An 18385-nucleotide genomic window follows, 5' to 3' on the forward strand; every position below is an offset into this window, starting at 1 on the left:
GGACGGATGAGTTATTGAAGAGGAAGCAAGGATGAAGCTGATACACACCCGGATTCTGGCTTGGGCAGTGCTGGTGGTGGTTTCGGTCATGGGAGGCGACGTGGCGGCCGCCGCGTCGCCCGTGCAGTTGCTCCGGCAGCGCATGGAGCAGCCCGCCGAAGTGCTCGTGCTTGCGACGCCACACCTCGACCAACTCGAGGGCGTCACGCCGGCGCATGTCGACAGCCTGGCTGCCGGGCTGTCGCGCTACGCGCCGCAGGCCGTGGTGTTGGAGTCGCTCCCGTCCCATACCATCGAGGCGATGCAGCAGCAGCCGGACCTGCATCCAGAAGCATTGGATTCGTTCGTCGGTGCACGGTTCCTGGAGTTTGCGAAAGAGAGCCAACGACTGCTGGCTTTGGATGCCGCAGGTGCCCGCAAGGCCTTGGCAAATGAATGTTCGCGGGACCTTGCATCCACCGCCCAGGCAAGCACGCGTTGCATCCACCTGGCGGCCGCCGCTTGGGACAAGCCCTGGGCGGACTACCTCACGTGGCAGCATGCGCGGCGCTGGCCTAGTGCCAAGCCCGACGGTCCGCTCGGCGAGCGCATTGCACGACTGGGCAAGTCCACCAATGAGAACCAACTCATCGGGGCACGGTTGGCCAGCGAGGCACGCCTTCCTCGCGTTTACGGCATGGATGACCATCCGGGCGAGGACTTGTACGGCCCGGTGTTCGAAGCCCTGCTGCCTGCCCTCGGGAAATCCAAAGCCTACGAGGCCTTCAAGGCACACGCGCGCGTCATCAAGGAAGCCGACGAACGCACCCGACGGGGAGTTGCGTCGGGCAATCTACTACCGCTTTACCGGTGGATGAACAGTCCGGAGTACGGCGGATGGGTGTTGGACGAGGAGTGGCGGCTGTTCGTCGACCGTGACCTGCCGCGGGGTCCGGGTCAGGCGCGCATTGCCCTATGGGACGTCCGTAACCTCGCAATGGTGTCCAACATCATGCGCGTGGTGAGCCGGCATCCCGGGCAGCGCGTGCTTGTCGTCGTGGGAGCGAGCCACAAGCCGTTCTTCGACGATTACCTTGAGCGCTCGATCGGCATCCGCGTCCGACAGCTGGACGAGTTCGTGCAAGAGTCGGGCGACACGCATTGAAAGGTGTGGCGCGCGCCAGGCGACGTTGATCAACTGAACAGCGTTCCCAGCATCTTCAGGCCGCCGGTCCACACGCCGATGGCCGTGCCCAGGCTGGTCAGGAAGAAGTTCAGCAGCACTCGCGCGACGCGATTCTTCCACCATCCGGTCACATGCTGCACATCGTCCCGCAGCGCCATGAAATCCGCGTAGGTGGGCTTGCGCAACCACGCCTCCGTCAGCGCACTCAGTGTGCCCGACGCAAGGGCAGGGTGCAGGGGCGTAATCGGGGATGCGACGAACGCCACGAGGATGCTGAGCGGGTGGCCGCCCGCCAACGCGCAGCCGAGGGCGCCCAGAACGCCGGTGGCCAGCACCCACTGCAGCAGCAGGTCCGAACCCACGTCCAGGCCGCCCTGGTAGAAGCCCCAGGCAAAACCGCCCAGCACGAACGCCGCCAGGGCAATGGTGAACCAGGGGATGTCGCTCTTTTCGGGCATTGCCTCGAGCTCTTCGCGCACGGAGCCGGGTGCACGCGACTCGTCGCGCAAGTGGCGGGCGAGGCCTTCAAGGTGACCGGCGCCAACCACGGCAAGGACCTCCCGCGCCTCGCCGTGGCTCTCGCGCAGGCGCGCAGCCATGTAGCGGTCGCGCTCGGCAATCACCGTGTCGTAGAGCTCCGGGCTGTCGGACGCGAACTCGCTGAAGCTGGAAGCGAGGATGTCGCCCTGCTTGAGCTTCTCGATGTCGTGATCCGCGACTTCTTCGTCCACGAACAGCCCGGCCAGCAGCCCGCCGCCCATCTTGGCCCGCTGCCAGAAGCCGAGCCGGTTGGCCGCACGCTTGAAGGTCAGTCCCACTTCGCGGTCGATCAGGTGCACCGGCAATTCGCGCTGGCGTGCCTCCAGCACGGCGCGCTTCAGTTCCGCGCCTGGCTCGATGCCCAGTTGCTCCGCCAGACGGCGCTGGTACGCCGCAAGGGCCAGGTTGGCGGCGAAGAGGGCCGTCTTGCCGGTTCGGATGACCTGCACCAGATCCATCTTGGCCATGGCATCAGGATCAGTCATCGCCTGCAGGCGTTGTGGATCCAGTTCCACGGCGACGGCGTCGAAAGTACCGCTCTGCACGGCGTCACGGACCGCGTCCACGCTCGCCCGCGAGACATGCGCGGTGCCCAGCAGGGTGTAGCGCACACCGTCGCGCTCCACGATCTGGTGTGGCTGGTCGCGCCAGTCGCTGCTGGTTTCGGTCACGTTGGCTTCCGGGGGCATGGCAATGGTGTCAGTCACGGTAGCGCTTCAGCAGGTCGCCATAGGCGTCGATGCGGCGGTCCCGCAGGAAGGGCCAGATCCGGCGCACGTGCTCGCTGCGACCCATGTCTACTTCGGCCATGAGTATCTGGGCGTCGGTGGTGCTGGCTTCGGCGACGATCTCGCCCTGCGGTCCAAGGACGTGGCTGGTGCCCCAGAAATCGATGCCCGCAGCGTCCAGAGGCGACTGCTCATGGCCAATGCGGTTGCACGAAAGCACCGGCAGGCCGTTCGCGACGGCATGGCCGCGGTGGCTCAGCACCCATGCGCCGCGCTGGCGATCCTTCTCGTCCTGCGCATCGGTGGGGTCCCAGCCGATGGCGGTGGGGTACAGCAGCATCTCGGCGCCCGCCAGCGCCATCAAGCGCGCGCCCTCGGGGTACCACTGATCCCAACACACCATCACCCCCAGTCGGCCGACCGAGGTGTTGATGGGTTCGAAGCCCAGGTCGCCAGGGGTGAAATAGAACTTCTCGTAGAAGCCGGGGTCATCGGGGATATGCATCTTGCGGTACTTGCCCGCGGTGGATCCGTCGGCGTCGAAGACCACCGCCGTGTTGTGGTACAGACCGGCGGCGCGCCTTTCGAACAGCGAGCTCACCAGCACCACCTGGTGTTGCTTGGCCAACGCGCCCAGCCGCTCGGTGCTCGGCCCGGGAATCGCCTCGGCCAGGTCGAACTCGTCCACCGACTCGTGTTGGCAGAAGTAGGGACCGTTGTGCAGTTCCTGCAGCAGCACCAGCCGGGCGCCGCGCTTGGCGGCTTCGGCCACGCGCTCCTCGATATTGGCAAGATTGGCGTCGCGGCTGCCGTGGTCGCGATCCTGGACCAGGGCGACGGGGAGGGTGGTGGGCTTGGCCATCGGGGGAGTCTCCGTTACGGGGCGACAGGCGCGTCAATGCGACGCCTATTGTGCCGGGTCGGGGATGAGGATGCCGGTGACGCGACGCGCCCAAGGCGCGTGCGGAATCGGTTGGAAGCAGGGTGGGGCGCTCGATGGGCGCGCACCCCGTGCAGATGAATCAGGCAGCCACACCCGCCGGCAATTGCATGGTGATGCAGTGCAGGCTTCCGTTCTGCCAGATCAGCGCGCGACAGGGCACCGGCACGATCTCGCGATCCGGGAATGCCTTCTGCAGCACGGCCACGGCCTGGGCATCGGCCTTGTCGCCGTAGGCAGGCATCAGCACCGCGCCGTTGACGATCAGGAAGTTGGCATAGCTGGCCGCCAGTCGGCGCCCTTCGTCCAGGATGGGCTCGGCCCATGGGAGTTCGAACAGGCGGTACGGCTCGCCTCCACGGGTACGCAGCGCGGCCAGTTCCTGCGCCATCGCCTGCAGTTCCACGTAGTGGTCATCAGACGGATCGCTGCAGCCCTGGTAGACGATTGCGTTCTCCGAGGCAAAACGGGCGAGGGTGTCGATGTGGGCGTCGGTGTCGTCACCTTCCAGGTAGCCGTGGTCCAGCCACAGAACCCGGTCCTGATGCAGCCAGCCGGCCAGTTTGCTGGTCAGCTCTTCACGTGGGTGCCCGGGGTGGCGCTCGCTGAGGCACTTCCAGGTGGTGAGGAGGGTGCCATTGCCATCGGTCTCGATTGCTCCGCCTTCCAAAGCGAAATCAATGCGTTGGCGAACACTGTTGACGAAGATTCCGTGATCGTCGAGATGCTCTACCAGCTCATCGTCCTGGTTGGCCTCGTACTTGCCGCCCCATCCGGTGAAGCGAAAATCCAGTAGTTCGAATCCGCCGCCGTCGCGCCGGAGCGAGATCGGACCCGAGTCGCGCAGCCAGGTGTCGTCGTACGGAGCAGTGATGAAGGTGACGCGGCCCATGTCGACACGCGCCGAGGCCAAGCGCGCCCGCGCGTAGGCTTCCACGTCGTCATCGGCCACGCAGACCAGCGCCGGCTCGAAGCGGGTGATGGCCGCCACCAGCGCGATGTACGTCTCTTCCACATCTCCGAGCCGCTCGGCCCAGTCGGTGTCGGCGTGGGGCCAGGCAAGCAGGACGGCGGACTGGGGTTCCCACTCCGCGGGGAAGCGCAGGGCGTTGTCGGTCATCGGTTCTCGGAATCAGCGAATGGGGGGCTTCGGGCCGACCTCGGTCGCGGCCGCCTTCACGGCGACGGCATCGATGACCTTGGACTTCTCGAAGTAAACGATGAAATTGGGGTACGTCCAGCGATTGATCGTGGGCCACTGGCGCTTCTGCCCGCCGCGCGGTTCCAGCTTGTCGCTGGGAACGCCGTACTTGGCCTCCACTTGCGCCATGGTCATGCCGCGGGCGGGCATAGAGGCCTTGTTCTCCTCGCTGACGCGCTCGATCAGCAGCGTATTGCCCGTAGTCTCGGTGGTGGTGACTTGCGCGGCATCGGCAGTGGTGGCGGCCTGGTCGCTGGCCCCCACCGGCGCGTCCTGGGCGGCGGCCGTGCCAACCAGGCCCAGCAGGGTGAACAACGAAGCAGCAACGATGCGGGTGTTCATGATGGCTCTCCCTACCTGATGGATAGGCGATTGTACGCACACGACGCGGTGTGGCGGCAGCAGGCGGCCGTCACGCTATCAGCGGCGAATGACGGCGATGTACATGCCCCATAACGCAGAAAGCCGCCTTGCGGCGGCTTTCCAGTCGTGATGCCGACCCGCTCCGGACATGCCGGGCAGGGGGCGTCCCGGCTCTTAGCGCTGACGCGCCTTGAAACGCGGATTCGACTTGCAGATCACGAAGACCTTGCCACGGCGGCGAACGACCTTGCAGTCGCGGTGACGGGCCTTCGCCGACTTCAGGGAGGACAGGACCTTCATGACAGACCTCGGCAAACGGGAATGGGATAAATCGGAATGGGGTAAACCAGCCCGCTATTCTAGCTGAGGTTTCCCTGATTGTTCAAGTGGTTGGGTGATCCCGCTCGCGCGGGCCGCCTGAGGGGGGGCGGCCAAAGGGAGAAGCCAGGTTGCCCGGCCACGCTCGGCGGAAACCGGAACGCCAGCAATTTTGCTGCGAGTGCATAATCCCCGCAATGACCGATACCACTATTCCTGTACTGACAATCGATGGCCCTTCCGGCTCCGGCAAGGGCACCGTAAGCCGACTGGTCGCCCAGAAGCTCGGCTGGCACTACCTGGACTCGGGTGCCCTTTACCGGGCGGTGGGCGTGGCTGCGGGGTGGGGTGACATCGACCTGGCCGATCCTTCGGCGCTGGTTCGCTGCACCTTCGATACCGCGATCGAGTTCATCGAGGACCCTGACACCCGGGAGCTGCGGGTGGTGGTCAACGACGTCGATGCCACCGATGAGCTCCGGACCGAGACCGCCGGCGCCGCCGCTTCGGCGATCGCGGCCATCCCAGAAGTCCGCGCCGCGCTGAAGGATCGCCAGCGGGCCTTTCGCCGGCCGCCCGGGCTGGTCGCCGATGGCCGCGACATGGGCACCGTCATCTTCCCCGATGCCGGCTTCAAGGTGTTCCTGACCGCCAGCGCCGGGGAGCGGGCGGAAAGGCGCTATAAGCAGTTGAAGGATAAAGGGGTTTCGGTTACATTTGATGGTCTGCTGCGGGAGATCCTCGCCCGCGACGCCCGCGATGCCAATCGCGCGGTGGCCCCGTTGCGGCCGGCCGATGACGCCGTCCACATCGACACCACCGGCCAGGGCATCGACGAAGTGGTGCAACGCGTGCTGGCCATCGTGCCCGCGCGCTGACGTTCCATAACGTTACCGGCGAAGTCATTCGCGGCAGAAGGACCGACCCGCAATCCCGCGGGCGGATATGACCAACCAACACATGGTGCAGCTTCATCGCACCACATCAATGGGTGGGTCGACCACGGCTTGCTTGACCATCAATCCAGATGGCCTGCCAACCGGTGCGGCCCGTGTGTTCAACCGAGTATTACTCCAATGACCGAATCATTTGCAGAACTGTTCGAGCAGAGTCAGCAATTCCTGACCAAGCTGAAGCCGGGCGCCATCGTTGTCGGTACCGTCGTCGACGTCCGCGGCGACGTGGTCGTGATCAACGCCGGCCTGAAGTCCGAAGGCATCGTGCCGATCGAGCAGTTCCGTAACGACGCCGGCGAAATCGACGTGGGGATCGGCGACCAGGTGAAGGTTGCCCTCGACTCCATCGAGAACGGCTTTGGCGAAACCGTCCTGTCGCGCGAGAAGGCCAAGCGCGCCATGGTGTGGGACGAACTCGAGGAAGCCCTCGAGAAGAACGAGACCATCACCGGCCGCATCAGCGGCAAGGTCAAGGGCGGCTTCACCGTCGACATCAAGGATGTCCGCGGCTTCCTGCCGGGTTCGCTGGTCGACGTGCGCCCGGTGCGCGACTCGACCTACCTGGAAGGCAAGGAACTCGAGTTCAAGCTCATCAAGCTGGACCGCAAGCGCAACAACATCGTCGTCTCCCGCCGCGCCGTGGTTGAGAGCGAGCATTCGGAAGAGCGCGAGCAGCTGCTCGAGAAGCTGGTCGAGGGCGCCATCCTCAAGGGTGTCGTCAAGAACCTCACCGATTACGGTGCGTTCGTCGACCTGGGCGGCATCGACGGCCTGTTGCACATCACCGACATGGCCTGGAAGCGCGTGCGCCATCCGTCCGAAGTCGTGGAAGTCGGCGCCGAGCTCGACGTCCGCGTGCTGAAGTACGACCGCGAGCGCAACCGCGTCAGCCTGGGCCTGAAGCAGCTGGGCGAGGATCCGTGGGACAACATCGCCCGTCGCTACCCGGCCAACACCCGCGTGTTCGGCAAGGTCTCCAACGTCACCGATTACGGCGCGTTCGTCGAGATCGAGCCGGGCGTCGAGGGCCTGGTGCACGTGTCCGAGATGGACTGGACCAACAAGAACGTCAACCCGTCCAAGATCGTGCAGGTCGGCGACGAGGTTCAGGTCATGGTCCTGGACGTGGACGAGGAGCGTCGCCGCATCTCGCTGGGCATGAAGCAGGTCACCAGCAACCCGTGGGAAACCTTCTCCGTCCTGCACAAGAAGGGCGACAAGGTGGAAGGCCAGATCAAGTCGATCACCGACTTCGGCATCTTCATCGGCCTGGACGGTGGCATCGACGGCCTGGTGCACCTGTCGGACATCAGCTGGAACACCACTGGGGAAGACGTCGTCCGCAACTACAAGAAGGGCGACACCCTGGAAGCCGTGGTCCTGGCCGTTGATCCGGAGCGCGAGCGCATCAGCCTGGGCATCAAGCAGCTGGAGCAGGACCCGATGGGCCACTTCGTTGCTTCCAACGCCAAGGGCTCGATCGTCAAGGGCGTGGTGAAGGAAGTTGACGCCAAGGGCGCCACCGTTGAGCTGGAAGGCGGCATCGAGGGCTACATCGCAGCCCGCGACATCGCCCGCGAGCGCATCGACGACGCCTCGCAGCACCTGAAGGTCGGCCAGGAAATCGAAGCCAAGATCATCGGCAACGATCGCAAGGGTCGCACCATGCAGCTGTCGATCAAGGCGAAGGACTACGCGGAAGAAGCCGAGGCGATGGCGGATTACAACCGCCAGGCGTCCGAGGCCTCCAGCGGCACCACCAAGCTGGGCGCGCTGCTGCGCGAGCAGCTGAGCAAGGGCGAGTAATCAGCCCTGAGTTGTACCGGAGACGGCCCGACCCCGGTCGGGCCGTCTTCTGCATGTAGTCAGTTCCAACCCTTCGAGCACCACGAACTCATGACCAAGTCCGAACTGATCGAGATCCTGTCGCAGCGTCAGGCCCACCTGAAGGCCGACGACGTGGATCTGGCGGTGAAGGCCTTGCTGGAAATGATGGGGGGCTCGTTGTCCTCCGGAGAGCGGATCGAGATCCGTGGCTTCGGCAGTTTTTCCCTGCATTACCGCCCGCCGCGACTGGGCCGTAACCCGAAGACAGGTGAGTCGGTTGCGCTGCCGGGCAAGCATGTGCCGCATTTCAAGCCCGGCAAGGAGCTGCGCGAGCGCGTCAGCGGCGTCACACCGCTCGACGAACAGGCCTGACGCAACGGCTGCTCGGAAAGCCGCTGTGGTTGGCTGAACGCGGCCCGCAAGGTCGGCTAAGCTAGCCTGACCGTCCACGCCACGGAGCCCGGCATGCGATTGATTCGAATTCTCGTGGCCATGGCCTGCTTGCTGGTCGGCGCGACCTTGGGCGCGCTGAATCGACAGGCCGCACTGGTAGACCTGGGCTTCGCCTCGGTGCCCACCACCTTGGGAGTCGCGTTGATCCTGGCGCTGCTGCTGGGTGTCCTGGCTGGCGGTCTGGCCGTCACGTTTGGCGTGGTCATGCCGCTACGACGTCGCTTGTCGCGTGCGATGCGCACCGCGCCAGCCGTCCCCCCATCTGCCGAGATTTGACGATGGCATTCATCAGCGAGTGGTTCTGGTTTTTCCTGCTGCTGCCCTTGGCTGCGGCCAGTGGCTGGGTGATTGGCCGTCGTGGCGGCGAACGCCACAGCAACACCCAGATCAGCCGGCTTTCCACCACGTATTTCCGTGGCCTGAATTACCTCCTCAACGAGCAGCCTGACAAGGCCATCGACCTGTTCCTGCACATCGCGGAACTGGACAAGGAAACCTTCGAAACGCAGGTGGCCCTGGGCCATCTGTTCCGCCGTCGCGGCGAGGTGGACCGTGCGATCCGGCTGCACCAGGCATTGGCGCAGCGCCCCGGGCTGAATGATGCACAGAAGATCCAGGCTTTGCTGGCGCTGGGCGAGGACTACATGCGCGCCGGCTTGTTGGACCGCGCGGAAACCGTCTTCGGCGACCTGGCTGCGCTGGATGCCCGTGCGCCGCTGGCGCTTCGTCACCTCATTGGCATTTACCAGGCCGAACGCGATTGGGACAAAGCGATCGAGAACGCCCGTCAGTACGAGGCCGCGACTGGCGAGTCGATGGGCAAGCTGGTCGCCCAGTTCGAATGCGAAATTGCAGAACGGCACCGGTCCGCGGGGGATCTGGATGGCGCACGTACCGCGGTGGCGCGTGCCTACGAGGCCGACGCCAATTCGGTTCGCGCTGGCATGATCGAAGGCCGGATCGAGAATGAAACGGGGAACGATGCCGGGGCCATTCGCGCGTTCGAGCGCGTCGCCCGGGTGGACCCGGACTATCTCCCCGACATCCTGCCGGCGTTGCTGGCGAGCTATGAGCGGGTGGGGGATACATCCGGGGCGCGCAAGTTCCTGGCGGAAATGACCGAGCATTACCGCGGCATTTCACCCGTGCTTGCACTTGCGCGCATGGTCGAAACCGAAGACGGCGTCCCGGCGGCTCGTGCCTATCTGGCGCAGCAGTTGAAGGACCGTCCGTCGGTGAGAGGCGAGGCGGCGTTGATCGACCTGTCGTTGGCCGAAGGCGCCGATCCGGCAGCGACCTTGCATGACCTCAAGCACATCACCGACCAGTTGCTGGTGCGTAACCCCAGCTATCGATGCAACCGGTGCGGCTTTGGCGCACGCAGCCATCACTGGCAGTGTCCGAGCTGCAAGGAGTGGGGCACGGTGAAGCCCCTGCTCAATTACGCGGTGGTGTAAGACGTGCTCTACGCCGTACTGGCGGCATGGTTGATCGCTACCGTGGGGACCGCCCTGGCCATTCGCTATGCCCATGGCCGGGCGTTGCTCGACCACCCCGGTGATCGCCGCAGCCATGAAACCCCAACGCCCCGCGGCGGCGGCATCGCCATCGTGGCTGCCGTGCTCTTGGTGGGTCTTGCCTTCTGGCTGCGCCCATGGAATGGCGCGGGCAATCCCTCGCCGTTGATGGCCGCCTTCCTCGCAGGTCTCGCGATGGTGGCCGCCATTGGCTGGGTGGATGACCACCGTCCGTTGCCGGCGGCGGGACGGCTTCTGGTGCATGTAATGGCCGCAGGGTTGTTTGCCGGCGCGTGCTGGGCGGCCACGGGCCACCTGGGTCTGACCCTGGTCGCCTTCCTGGCGCCGTTGGTCCTGACCAACGTGTGGAATTTCATGGACGGCATCAACGGCATTGCGGCCACCCAGACGGTTGTCGTGGCGGGGTTCCTGTCCCTTGCGGTTGATGGCGCGTGGACGGTAGTGGCGTTGGCCACGGCGGCGGCGACGTGGGCATTCGTCCCCTACAACTTTCCGCGGGCGAAGGTTTTCATGGGCGACGTGGGAAGTGGCGCCCTGGGGTTCGCCGTGGGATGCCTGCTGGCAGTGGCGATCTGGAAGTCCTTGGAGGCGAGGCCGGCACTTTCATCTGCGTTGCTTCTGGCATTGCCGGTCTCGGCCTTTCTTGTTGACGCCACCTTGACACTTGCCGGGCGCATCCTGCGCGGGGAGCGGTGGTGGACACCGCATGTCCAGCATGCCTATCAGGCCACCGCACGCCAGGTCGGCCACGGGAGGGTCACGATGGGGTACCTGGGGTGGACCCTGCTTGCATGTGTCATTGCGGTGCTGGCGCGATCACAATCAGACTTTTTCGTCGCGGCCCTTGTCGCCATTTGGTTTACCCTTGGCGCGGTCCTGTGGCGGCGGCTTCGGCGTTGGGCCCAGGTACGTGAGTCAGCCGTAGGGAGCAGGAACAGCGCATGAGCGCATGGCGTGATAGGTGGGCAGGATGGGCGCCGCGTCTGGCGGTGGTCACGCATGATCTGACGATGGTCTGGCTGGTCTGGCAAGCGTTGCATCGGCTTCGCTACGCGACCATGGAGCAGCCGTTGTCGATGCCACTCTGGTCGACTGAAATCACCTTGGTCCTTCTGGCCCAGGGGTTCGTTTTCTGGCAGGTCGGCCTCTACCGGGGGCTGTGGCGCTTTGCGAGCGTTCCCGACCTGATCAATATCGTGAAGGCGTCGATACTTGGCCTTGTGGCGATCGGCGTCAGTCTGTTTCTGTACAACCGCGGTGAACTCATCTCGCGGGCGGCGCTGCTGCTTTATCCCTTCGCCTTGAGCGGCATGCTGGGTGCTCCCAGAATCCTCTTCCGGACGTGGAAAGACCACAGCAGCGAGCACGCGCTGCGCCAGGATGCGGTGCGCACCCTCATCCTGGGGGCGGGGCAGGCGGGCGAAGCACTGGTTCGCGACCTCCGTCGCTCCGGTCACTACCATCCGGTTGGCTTCCTCGATGATGCGGCGCGCCTTCGTGGGACATTGGTCCATGGCGTTCCGGTTCTAGGGAGGGTGGACGAAGCGGTGCGGATCGCCCGCGAAACCGCGGCCCGCCTGCTGGTGATTGCCATACCCTCGGCGGATGCCGAGACGGTGCGGCACGTGGTCGCTGCCTGCGAGAAGACCGGCTTGCCGTTCCGGATGGTCCCGAATCTGCACGACGTCCTGGAAGGTCGCTCGCTGCCGGGCCAACTGAAGGAAGTCGCCATCGAAGACCTGCTGGGGCGTCAACCGGTCATGCCGGATTGGCGCGCCATCCGCGATTGGTTGGGCGGGCGTTCGGTCCTGGTCACCGGTGCAGGTGGCTCGATCGGCGCCGAATTGTGCCGCCAGAGCGCCCGGCACGGGTCACGGCGGCTCGCCTTGGTAGAGATCAACGAGCTGGCCCTGATTACTGCCCACGCGGCCTTGCGCCGTGATTTCCCCGACGTCGAGTTGATCCCCATTCTTGGCGACTGCGGAGACCCGGCCGTGATGCGCCACGCGATGGGACTGGTCCGGCCCGACACGGTGTTCCATGCGGCGGCCTACAAGCAGGTCCCCCTGCTCGAGGGGCAGATGCGCGAGGCGATACGCAACAACGTCCTCACGACCGAGACCGTCGCCGCGGCCAGTGTCGAGGCAAGTGTTGGAACCTTCGTGCTCATCTCCACCGACAAGGCCGTGGATCCGGTCAACGTCCTGGGCGCGACCAAGCGATTGGCGGAAATGACCGCTCTGGCATTGGCACATGGGCAACCAACTCGCTGCGTGACCGTACGCTTCGGCAACGTGCTCGATTCGGCGGGTAGCGTGGTGCCATTGTTCCGGGAACAGATACGCCGGGGCGGACCGGTAACCGTCACGGACCCCGACGTCACCCGGTACTTCATGACCATTCCCGAGGCGTGCGTGCTGATCCTGCAGGCTTCCGCCATGGGCAATCACGAGGCCATCTACACCCTGGACATGGGCGAGCCGGTGGCAATCCGGGTCCTGGCCGAACAGATGATTCGACTGGCCGGAAAGCAACCCGGGCGGGACATCTCGATCATGTACACCGGCCTGCGTCCGGGCGAGAAGCTGCACGAGACGTTGTTCCATGCCGACGAGCGCTACCGGGCCACGTCTCATCCGAAGATTCTTCTGGCCGAACCTCGCGAGGTTCCCGTTGCGCAGGTGCGCAAGGCGCTTGGCGCACTCCGGGATGCAAGCCGGGAATACGACAATCCGTTGCTGGGTGAATTGCTGCGCACGGCGGTGCCGGAATTCACGCCCATGGCGCCTAGCTTCGATATTACCGGCGGGGCATCGACGGTGATTCCGTTTCCCGGACGCAGCGGCCGGTCGTGACCCGGCGGCCCGGTGACTGCAGTCTGCCTATTAGCAGCGTGGACTCAGCGGAAGTACCACAACGCCCAGAGTGCCCAACCTGCCAGCGCCCCCGCGAGTGCCAGGGCAGCCGCGCCTGAAACCTCCACGCGTCTCGCCCACCGCAACGCCGGCGCATCCCGCAGTACGCGCACATCCCGCAGGGTCTTGAACTCGCGCGGAGGGAATCGCCCTTGCAAGCGGGATGCACGAGCCAGCCGGTGCAGCGAGAGGCCAAGCGCCGCTGCAGGGGCTGAAAGTGCCAGTCCAAGCGCGGCCAGCAGTGCCCTCAACCAGCGCCTCGCGGTGTCGGGGTCTGTGCCCGAAAGCTGCGGCGCCAACTCCTGCAACCAGCCATTGAGCTGCCACAGCAGCACCATCAACAAGACAATGACCCCGGACAGGGCCCAGACGCTGCGCCTGCGATAACCTTTGTCAGCGTAGTGGATTTCCATCTGCCTTTCCTCGACCCATGAAGCTATCTGATCCGTTGGAGATCGCCATGTCCAGACCATCGGTCAGCTATTACAGCGCAACTGTCGAAAGGAATCCGGGACGTTTTCCACCTTTGAATGGCGCCGCGGAAGCGGAGGTCTGCGTCATCGGCGGGGGCTTCGCTGGACTGAACGCAGCCTTGGGGTTGCTTGAACGCGGCGTGCGTAATGTCATGGTGCTGGAAGCACAGGAGGTCGGCCATGGCGCGTCCGGGCGTAATGGCGGCTTTGTTTTCGGAGGCTTCTCCCGCGGCGAGGACGCCCTGCTGCACGAACTTGGCGCGGAACGGGCACGGGCGTTGTACTCCGGCACGCTTCAATCGGTGGAGACCATCCGCGCGCGCATCGCGCGCCACTCCATTGCATGCGAATACCAGGGAGCGGGGGTGATCTGGGCAAACTGGTTTCGTGATCCGGAAGTGTTGCGCAGGCGGCAGCGATTGCTGGCCCAGTCCTACGGCACGAATTGGGACTGGATTCCGGAGAAGAAGTTGGGTCAACTCATCCGTACCTCGCGCTATCACGATGCGTTGTTCGAGCCCTCAGCGTTCCACTTCCACCCGCTGAAATACGCGTTGGGCCTCGCCGAGGTGGTTGCTCGGATGGGTGGTCGCGTCCACGAGGCCTCACCCGCGGTGCGACTGTCGCCCGATGGATCGGGCTGGCGTGTTGGAACGGCCGGTGGTGCTGTGAGGGCGCGACAGGTGGTCCTGGCTTGCGGGGGATATCTTGCTGGCCTGGTGCGGCGTGTCGACGCGGGCGTATTGCCGATCGCGACCTACGTGATGGTGACCGAACCGCTGGGGGGGCGGATGCAGGACATCCTGCAGACAAATGCGGCCGTATACGACACGCGGTTTGCATTTGACTACTACCGGCCGTTACCAGACACGCGACTCCTGTGGGGTGGGCGGATTTCGGTCCTGGACCGCTCCGCAGGCTCAGTCGAGCGCCTACTCCGGCGCGACCTGCAGAAGGTCTTCCCGCAGTTGGAAGGGGTCCGCGTGGACTACGCCTGGTCCGGCCTGATGAGCTACGCACGCCATCAGATGCCTCAGATCGGGGAAATTGCTCCGGGACTTTGGCTGTCGCAGGCATTCGGCGGCCATGGCGTGGCGCCCACGACGTTCGCCGGAGAGGTCGTCGCATCGGCGATTGCCGAAGGCGACCCGCGCTGGCGGGAGTTCTCTGATTATGGACTGGTGTCGGCGCTGAAACCGGCAGGCTTCCTCGGCGCCCAGCTGAGTTATTGGTGGGCAGAATCCCGGGACGTCTGGAAGGATTGGAGCGAGCGGCGCACTGCCTGAGCGACGACGGCGCCCTGATGGCGCCGTCGTGCGGGAGTGGGTTGGAGCCGCCTTTACAGCGACTCGAAAATCCCCGCTGCCCCCATGCCGGTGCCGATGCACATGGTCACCATGCCGTACTTCTGCTGGCGGCGGCGCAATCCATGCACGATGGTCGCGGTCCGCACCGCACCAGTGGCGCCCAGTGGATGGCCCAATGCGATCGCACCGCCCAGCGGATTGACCTTTGAGGGGTCCAGCCCGCAATCGCGGATGACCGCGAGGGCCTGCGCGGCAAACGCTTCGTTGAGCTCGATCCAATCCAACTGGTCCTGCGTGAGGCCGGCCTGTTTCAACGCCTTCGGAATCGCAGCGATGGGCCCGATGCCCATCACCTCCGGGCGCACGCCCGCAACCGAGAAACTCACGAAGCGGGCGAGGGGCGTCAGCCCGTAGTCCTTGATCGCCTGCTCGGAGGCCAGCAGCACCGCCCCTGCACCATCGGACATCTGCGAGCTGTTGCCGGCGGTGACACTACCTCCGAACATGCCGTTGCGAAACACTGGCTTCAACTTGGTCAGTCCCTCGAGCGACGAATCGGCGCGGGGGCCTTCGTCGATCTCCACCAGGGTCTTCTTGAGGCGGATGGTGTTGCCCGCCAGGTCTGGAAGGCGCGAGATCACTTCGTAAGGCGAGATCTCGGCCTTGAACTCGCCGGCCTGGATCGCCGCGATGGCCTTCTGGTGCGAGGCGAGGGCAAATGCATCCTGGTCCTCCCGGGAGATCTTCCACTCCTCGGCGACCTTCTCCGCCGTGATTCCCATGCCGTAGGCGATCGCCACGTTCTCATCCTTGGCGAACACCTGAGGGCTGAGCGCAACTTTGTTGCCCATCATGGGCACCATCGACATCGATTCGGTGCCGCCGGCCAACATCAGCTCGGCGTGTCCCAGGCGGATCTGGTCTGCGGCCATCGCCACAGCCTGCAGGCCTGAGGAGCAGAATCGATTGATGGTCTGCGCGGCTATCGTGTTCGGCAGGCCGGCGAGCAGCGCGCCGATACGCGCCACGTTCATGCCCTGCTCGCCCTCGGGCATGGCACAGCCGATGATGGCGTCGTCAATGCGGTTGACGTCGATGCCGGGGGCCTGCGCGACCACCGACTTCAGTACGTGGGCGAGCATTTCGTCGGGGCGGGTATTGCGAAACACGCCGCGCGGAGCCTTGCCGACTGGGGTGCGGGTGGCGGCGACGATGTATGCGTCCTGGACTTGCTTGTTCGATGCTGGGTTGTTCATGTCTGTCTGTCCTGTGTCGTCGTCGCTCAGTTGCGCAGCGGCTTGCCCGTCTTGAGCATGTGGGCGATACGCTCCTGGGTCTTGGGCATCTGCGCCAAGGCAACGAAGTGCTCGCGCTCAAGCTTGAGCAGCCACTCCTCATCGACGACCGCGCCGCGATCCACCTCGCCACCGCAGATCACGGTGGCGATGCGCGTGGCGATCTCGTAGTCGTGCGGGGAGATGAAGCGGCCTTCCAGCATGTTCACCAGCAGCATCTTGAAGGTGGCGATGCCGACATCACCTGCCACGCGGATGGCGCGGGCGGGCAGGGGCGGGCGGTAGCCGGATTCAGCCAGCGCCCGGGCCTGCTGCTTGGCCACGTACAACAGCTCGTGGGCGTTGAACACCACCACGTCACTGTCGCGGACCAGCTTCAGGTTGCGGGCCTCGAAAGCGGAGGCGGACACCTTACCCATGGCCACGCTCTCGAACGCGGTCTTCAGCTCCGCGAACACGTCACCGTTCGGGCCAGCCTTCTCGGAGGCACGCACGGCGAACTCCTTCAGGCCACCACCGGCCGGCAACAGGCCGACGCCGGCCTCGACCAGGCCGATGTAGCTCTCCAGCGCCAGCACGGTACGCGCCGAATGCATCTGGAACTCGCAGCCGCCACCCAGCGCCAAGCCGCGCACCGCAGCCACCACCGGCACCTGCGCATACTTGATGCGCTGGCTGGTGGTCTGGAAGTTGGCGACCATCGCCTCGAACTCGGCGATCTTGCCGGCCTGCAGCGCACCCAGGGCGCCGGCCAGGTCGGCACCGGCCGAGAACGGCTCCTTCGGCTGCCAGATCACCAGGCCCTTGAACTTCTGCTCGGCAATGGCGACGGCCTGCTGCAGCCCTTCCAGCACTGCGTCGGAAACGGTGTGCATCTTGGTCTTGAAGCTGACCACGGCGATGTCGTCGCCGTCGTCGGCCCACATGCGCACACCGTCGTTCTCGAACACCGTGACGCCCTGGGAGAACTTCTCGCCAAGCAGCGGATCCGGGAAGCGCTGGCGCTGGTACACCGGGTTGGCCGAGCGCTCGACCATCGTGTTGCGGCCCGGGCTGTAACTGCCGGCCGCGCCATGCACGCCCTCGCGGCCGTCGAATACCCAGTTGGGCAGCGGGGCGCTGCTCATGGCCTCGCCCTTGACGATGTCCTCGGCGATCCACTCGGCGACCTGTTTCCAGCCGGCGGCCTGCCAGCTCTCGAACGGCCCCATCGACCAGCCGTAGCCCCAGCGCATGGCGAAATCCACGTCACGCGCGGTGTCGGCGATCGACTCCAGGTGGAAGGCGCTGTAGTGGAAGGTGTCGCGGAAGCAGGCCCACAGGAACTTCGCCTGCGGGTGGTCGCTGGCGCGCAGCGCGGCAAACTTCTTCGCCGGATCGCGCTCCTTCAGCAAGGCAGCAACCTCGGCATCCAACTCGGCGGTCTGGGCGCGGTAGTCCTGCGCCTGCAGGTCGAGCACCAGGATGTCCTTGCCGCGCTTGGTGTAAACGCCAGCGCCGGTCTTCTGGCCCAGCGCACCCTTCTCGATCAGCGCCGACAGCCACTTCGGCGCCTTGAAGTACGTGTGCCACGGATCTTCGGGCAGGGTGTCGGCCATGGTCTTGATGACGTGGGCCATGGTGTCCAGGCCGACCACGTCCGCGGTGCGGTAGGTGGCCGACTTCGGACGGCCGATAGCCGGGCCGGTCAGCGCGTCCACCGTGTCGAAGCCCAGGCCCATCTGCTCGGTGTGGTGCATCGCTGCCAGCATCGAGAACACGCCAATGCGGTTGCCGATGAAGTTGGGCGTGTCCTTGGCGATCACCACACCCTTGCCCAGCGTGGTGGTGAGGAACGTCTCCAGTCCTTCCAGCACAGACGCATCGGTGCTGCGGGCCGGGATCAGCTCGGCCAGGTGCATGTAGCGCGGCGGATTGAAGAAGTGCACGCCGCAGAAGCGGTGGCGCAGCTCTTCCGGCAGCACCTCGGCCAGCTTGTTGATCCCCAGGCCCGAGGTGTTGGATGCCAGCACGGTATGCGCCGGCACGAAGGGGGCGATCTTCTTGTACAGGTCCTGCTTCCAGTCCATCCGTTCCGCGATGGCCTCGATGATCAGGTCGCAGCCCTTGAGCAGCTCAAGACTGGTCTCGTAGTTGGCGGGCACGATGCGCTCGGCCAGGACCTTGTTCGCCAGCGGGGCAGGGCTCAGCTTGGCGAGGTTGGCGATGGCTTTGGTGACCACCCCATTGGGGTCGCCTTCCTTCGCCGGCAGGTCGTAAAGCACCGTGTCGACGCCGGCATTGGTGAGGTGGGCGGCGATCTGGGCGCCCATCACACCGGCGCCGAGGACGGCGGCGCGGCGTACAAGTAGTTTGTGAGACATTAC

17 protein-coding genes are annotated in these 18385 nt (G+C 65.2%); 9 read left to right on the plus strand and 8 right to left on the minus strand.

Going from position 1 to position 18385, the window contains the following annotated elements; genetic code table 11:
* Positions 1-31 precede the first annotated feature (31 nt).
* On the plus strand, positions 32-1144 hold the full coding sequence (locus AC3ARF_RS07165; protein ID WP_498931615.1) for a DUF5694 domain-containing protein: 1113 nt from the start codon (positions 32-34) through the stop codon (positions 1142-1144).
* Between the two features lie 29 nt (positions 1145-1173).
* Here the strand turns inward: AC3ARF_RS07165 and AC3ARF_RS07170 are convergent, their stop codons facing one another.
* The 5 genes from AC3ARF_RS07170 to ykgO all read right to left on the minus strand — a co-directional run bounded on the left by AC3ARF_RS07170 (position 1174) and on the right by ykgO (position 5237).
* Positions 1174-2394 carry a TraB/GumN family protein gene (locus AC3ARF_RS07170; RefSeq protein WP_498931793.1) on the minus strand — a complete coding sequence of 407 codons (1221 nt, stop codon included), beginning with the start codon at positions 2392-2394 and terminating at the stop codon, positions 1174-1176.
* A gap of 10 nt (positions 2395-2404) precedes the next feature.
* Entirely contained in the window at positions 2405-3295 is an 891-nt protein-coding gene (locus AC3ARF_RS07175) for a carbon-nitrogen hydrolase (RefSeq protein ID WP_498931617.1), read from the minus strand.
* A 160-nt stretch (positions 3296-3455) separates the two neighbouring features.
* On the minus strand, positions 3456-4493 hold the full coding sequence (locus AC3ARF_RS07180; RefSeq protein WP_498931619.1) for an agmatine deiminase family protein: 1038 nt from the start codon (positions 4491-4493) through the stop codon (positions 3456-3458).
* Positions 4494-4505: 12 nt separating this feature from the next.
* Complete coding sequence (locus AC3ARF_RS07185) at positions 4506-4916, minus strand: hypothetical protein (RefSeq protein ID WP_498931621.1); 411 nt, start codon at positions 4914-4916, stop codon at positions 4506-4508.
* 195 nt (positions 4917-5111) lie between these two features.
* Positions 5112-5237 carry a type B 50S ribosomal protein L36 gene (ykgO, locus tag AC3ARF_RS07190; protein WP_010342887.1) on the minus strand — a complete coding sequence of 42 codons (126 nt, stop codon included), beginning with the start codon at positions 5235-5237 and terminating at the stop codon, positions 5112-5114.
* A gap of 215 nt (positions 5238-5452) precedes the next feature.
* On the opposite strand from ykgO, the gene cmk reads away from it, so the two are divergent.
* From cmk to AC3ARF_RS07225, 7 genes are all read left to right on the plus strand, one after another.
* Positions 5453-6133, plus strand: coding sequence for a (d)CMP kinase (cmk, locus tag AC3ARF_RS07195; RefSeq protein WP_498931623.1), 681 nt, complete (start codon positions 5453-5455; stop codon positions 6131-6133).
* A 198-nt stretch (positions 6134-6331) separates the two neighbouring features.
* Entirely contained in the window at positions 6332-8017 is a 1686-nt protein-coding gene (gene rpsA, locus AC3ARF_RS07200) for a 30S ribosomal protein S1 (RefSeq protein ID WP_498931625.1), read from the plus strand.
* A 90-nt stretch (positions 8018-8107) separates the two neighbouring features.
* Positions 8108-8410, plus strand: coding sequence for an integration host factor subunit beta (locus AC3ARF_RS07205; protein ID WP_498931627.1), 303 nt, complete (start codon positions 8108-8110; stop codon positions 8408-8410).
* A 93-nt stretch (positions 8411-8503) separates the two neighbouring features.
* Complete coding sequence (locus tag AC3ARF_RS07210; RefSeq protein WP_498931629.1) at positions 8504-8767, plus strand: DUF1049 domain-containing protein; 264 nt, start codon at positions 8504-8506, stop codon at positions 8765-8767.
* Positions 8768-8769: 2 nt separating this feature from the next.
* Positions 8770-9948, plus strand: a complete 1179-nt coding sequence (lapB, locus tag AC3ARF_RS07215; RefSeq protein WP_498931631.1) for a lipopolysaccharide assembly protein LapB — start codon at positions 8770-8772, stop codon at positions 9946-9948.
* Positions 9949-9951: 3 nt separating this feature from the next.
* On the plus strand, positions 9952-10974 hold the full coding sequence (locus tag AC3ARF_RS07220) for an MraY family glycosyltransferase (RefSeq protein WP_498931633.1): 1023 nt from the start codon (positions 9952-9954) through the stop codon (positions 10972-10974).
* Complete coding sequence (locus AC3ARF_RS07225; protein WP_498931635.1) at positions 10971-12884, plus strand: polysaccharide biosynthesis protein; 1914 nt, start codon at positions 10971-10973, stop codon at positions 12882-12884. The genes AC3ARF_RS07220 and AC3ARF_RS07225 overlap by 4 nt, the downstream gene beginning before the upstream one ends.
* Positions 12885-12928: 44 nt before the next feature.
* Here the strand turns inward: AC3ARF_RS07225 and AC3ARF_RS07230 are convergent, their stop codons facing one another.
* A complete protein-coding gene (locus tag AC3ARF_RS07230; protein ID WP_498931637.1) occupies positions 12929-13357 on the minus strand; it encodes a hypothetical protein in 429 nt (142 codons plus the stop codon).
* A 47-nt stretch (positions 13358-13404) separates the two neighbouring features.
* Between AC3ARF_RS07230 and AC3ARF_RS07235 the strand changes: the two genes are divergently transcribed.
* Positions 13405-14703, plus strand: coding sequence for an NAD(P)/FAD-dependent oxidoreductase (locus tag AC3ARF_RS07235; protein ID WP_498931639.1), 1299 nt, complete (start codon positions 13405-13407; stop codon positions 14701-14703).
* 53 nt (positions 14704-14756) lie between these two features.
* Here AC3ARF_RS07235 and AC3ARF_RS07240 read toward each other — a convergent pair whose 3' ends face one another.
* Together AC3ARF_RS07240 and AC3ARF_RS07245 are read right to left on the minus strand one after the other, a co-directional pair.
* Positions 14757-15980, minus strand: a complete 1224-nt coding sequence (locus AC3ARF_RS07240; RefSeq protein WP_498931641.1) for an acetyl-CoA C-acyltransferase — start codon at positions 15978-15980, stop codon at positions 14757-14759.
* Positions 15981-16006: 26 nt separating this feature from the next.
* Positions 16007-18382, minus strand: a complete 2376-nt coding sequence (locus AC3ARF_RS07245; RefSeq protein ID WP_498931642.1) for a 3-hydroxyacyl-CoA dehydrogenase/enoyl-CoA hydratase family protein — start codon at positions 18380-18382, stop codon at positions 16007-16009.
* Positions 18383-18385: the final 3 nt, after the last annotated feature.

This window comes from Lysobacter sp. KACC 24251, from assembly GCF_057747755.1.

Bases quoted from the DNA above. Each gene is read 5' to 3' on its own strand.
- AC3ARF_RS07225 (WP_498931635.1), top strand. From the start codon at position 10,971: ATGAGCGCATGGCGTGATAGGTGGGCAGGATGGGCGCCGCGTCTGGCG.
- ykgO (WP_010342887.1), bottom strand. From the start codon at position 5,237: ATGAAGGTCCTGTCCTCCCTGAAGTCGGCGAAGGCCCGTCACCGCGAC.
- AC3ARF_RS07230 (WP_498931637.1), bottom strand. From the start codon at position 13,357: ATGGAAATCCACTACGCTGACAAAGGTTATCGCAGGCGCAGCGTCTGG.
- AC3ARF_RS07165 (WP_498931615.1), top strand. From the start codon at position 32: ATGAAGCTGATACACACCCGGATTCTGGCTTGGGCAGTGCTGGTGGTG.
- AC3ARF_RS07235 (WP_498931639.1), top strand. From the start codon at position 13,405: ATGTCCAGACCATCGGTCAGCTATTACAGCGCAACTGTCGAAAGGAAT.
- AC3ARF_RS07205 (WP_498931627.1), top strand. From the start codon at position 8,108: ATGACCAAGTCCGAACTGATCGAGATCCTGTCGCAGCGTCAGGCCCAC.
- rpsA (WP_498931625.1), top strand. From the start codon at position 6,332: ATGACCGAATCATTTGCAGAACTGTTCGAGCAGAGTCAGCAATTCCTG.
- AC3ARF_RS07240 (WP_498931641.1), bottom strand. From the start codon at position 15,980: ATGAACAACCCAGCATCGAACAAGCAAGTCCAGGACGCATACATCGTC.
- AC3ARF_RS07245 (WP_498931642.1), bottom strand. From the start codon at position 18,382: ATGTCTCACAAACTACTTGTACGCCGCGCCGCCGTCCTCGGCGCCGGT.
- lapB (WP_498931631.1), top strand. From the start codon at position 8,770: ATGGCATTCATCAGCGAGTGGTTCTGGTTTTTCCTGCTGCTGCCCTTG.
- cmk (WP_498931623.1), top strand. From the start codon at position 5,453: ATGACCGATACCACTATTCCTGTACTGACAATCGATGGCCCTTCCGGC.
- AC3ARF_RS07210 (WP_498931629.1), top strand. From the start codon at position 8,504: ATGCGATTGATTCGAATTCTCGTGGCCATGGCCTGCTTGCTGGTCGGC.
- AC3ARF_RS07170 (WP_498931793.1), bottom strand. From the start codon at position 2,394: ATGCCCCCGGAAGCCAACGTGACCGAAACCAGCAGCGACTGGCGCGAC.
- AC3ARF_RS07185 (WP_498931621.1), bottom strand. From the start codon at position 4,916: ATGAACACCCGCATCGTTGCTGCTTCGTTGTTCACCCTGCTGGGCCTG.
- AC3ARF_RS07180 (WP_498931619.1), bottom strand. From the start codon at position 4,493: ATGACCGACAACGCCCTGCGCTTCCCCGCGGAGTGGGAACCCCAGTCC.
- AC3ARF_RS07175 (WP_498931617.1), bottom strand. From the start codon at position 3,295: ATGGCCAAGCCCACCACCCTCCCCGTCGCCCTGGTCCAGGATCGCGAC.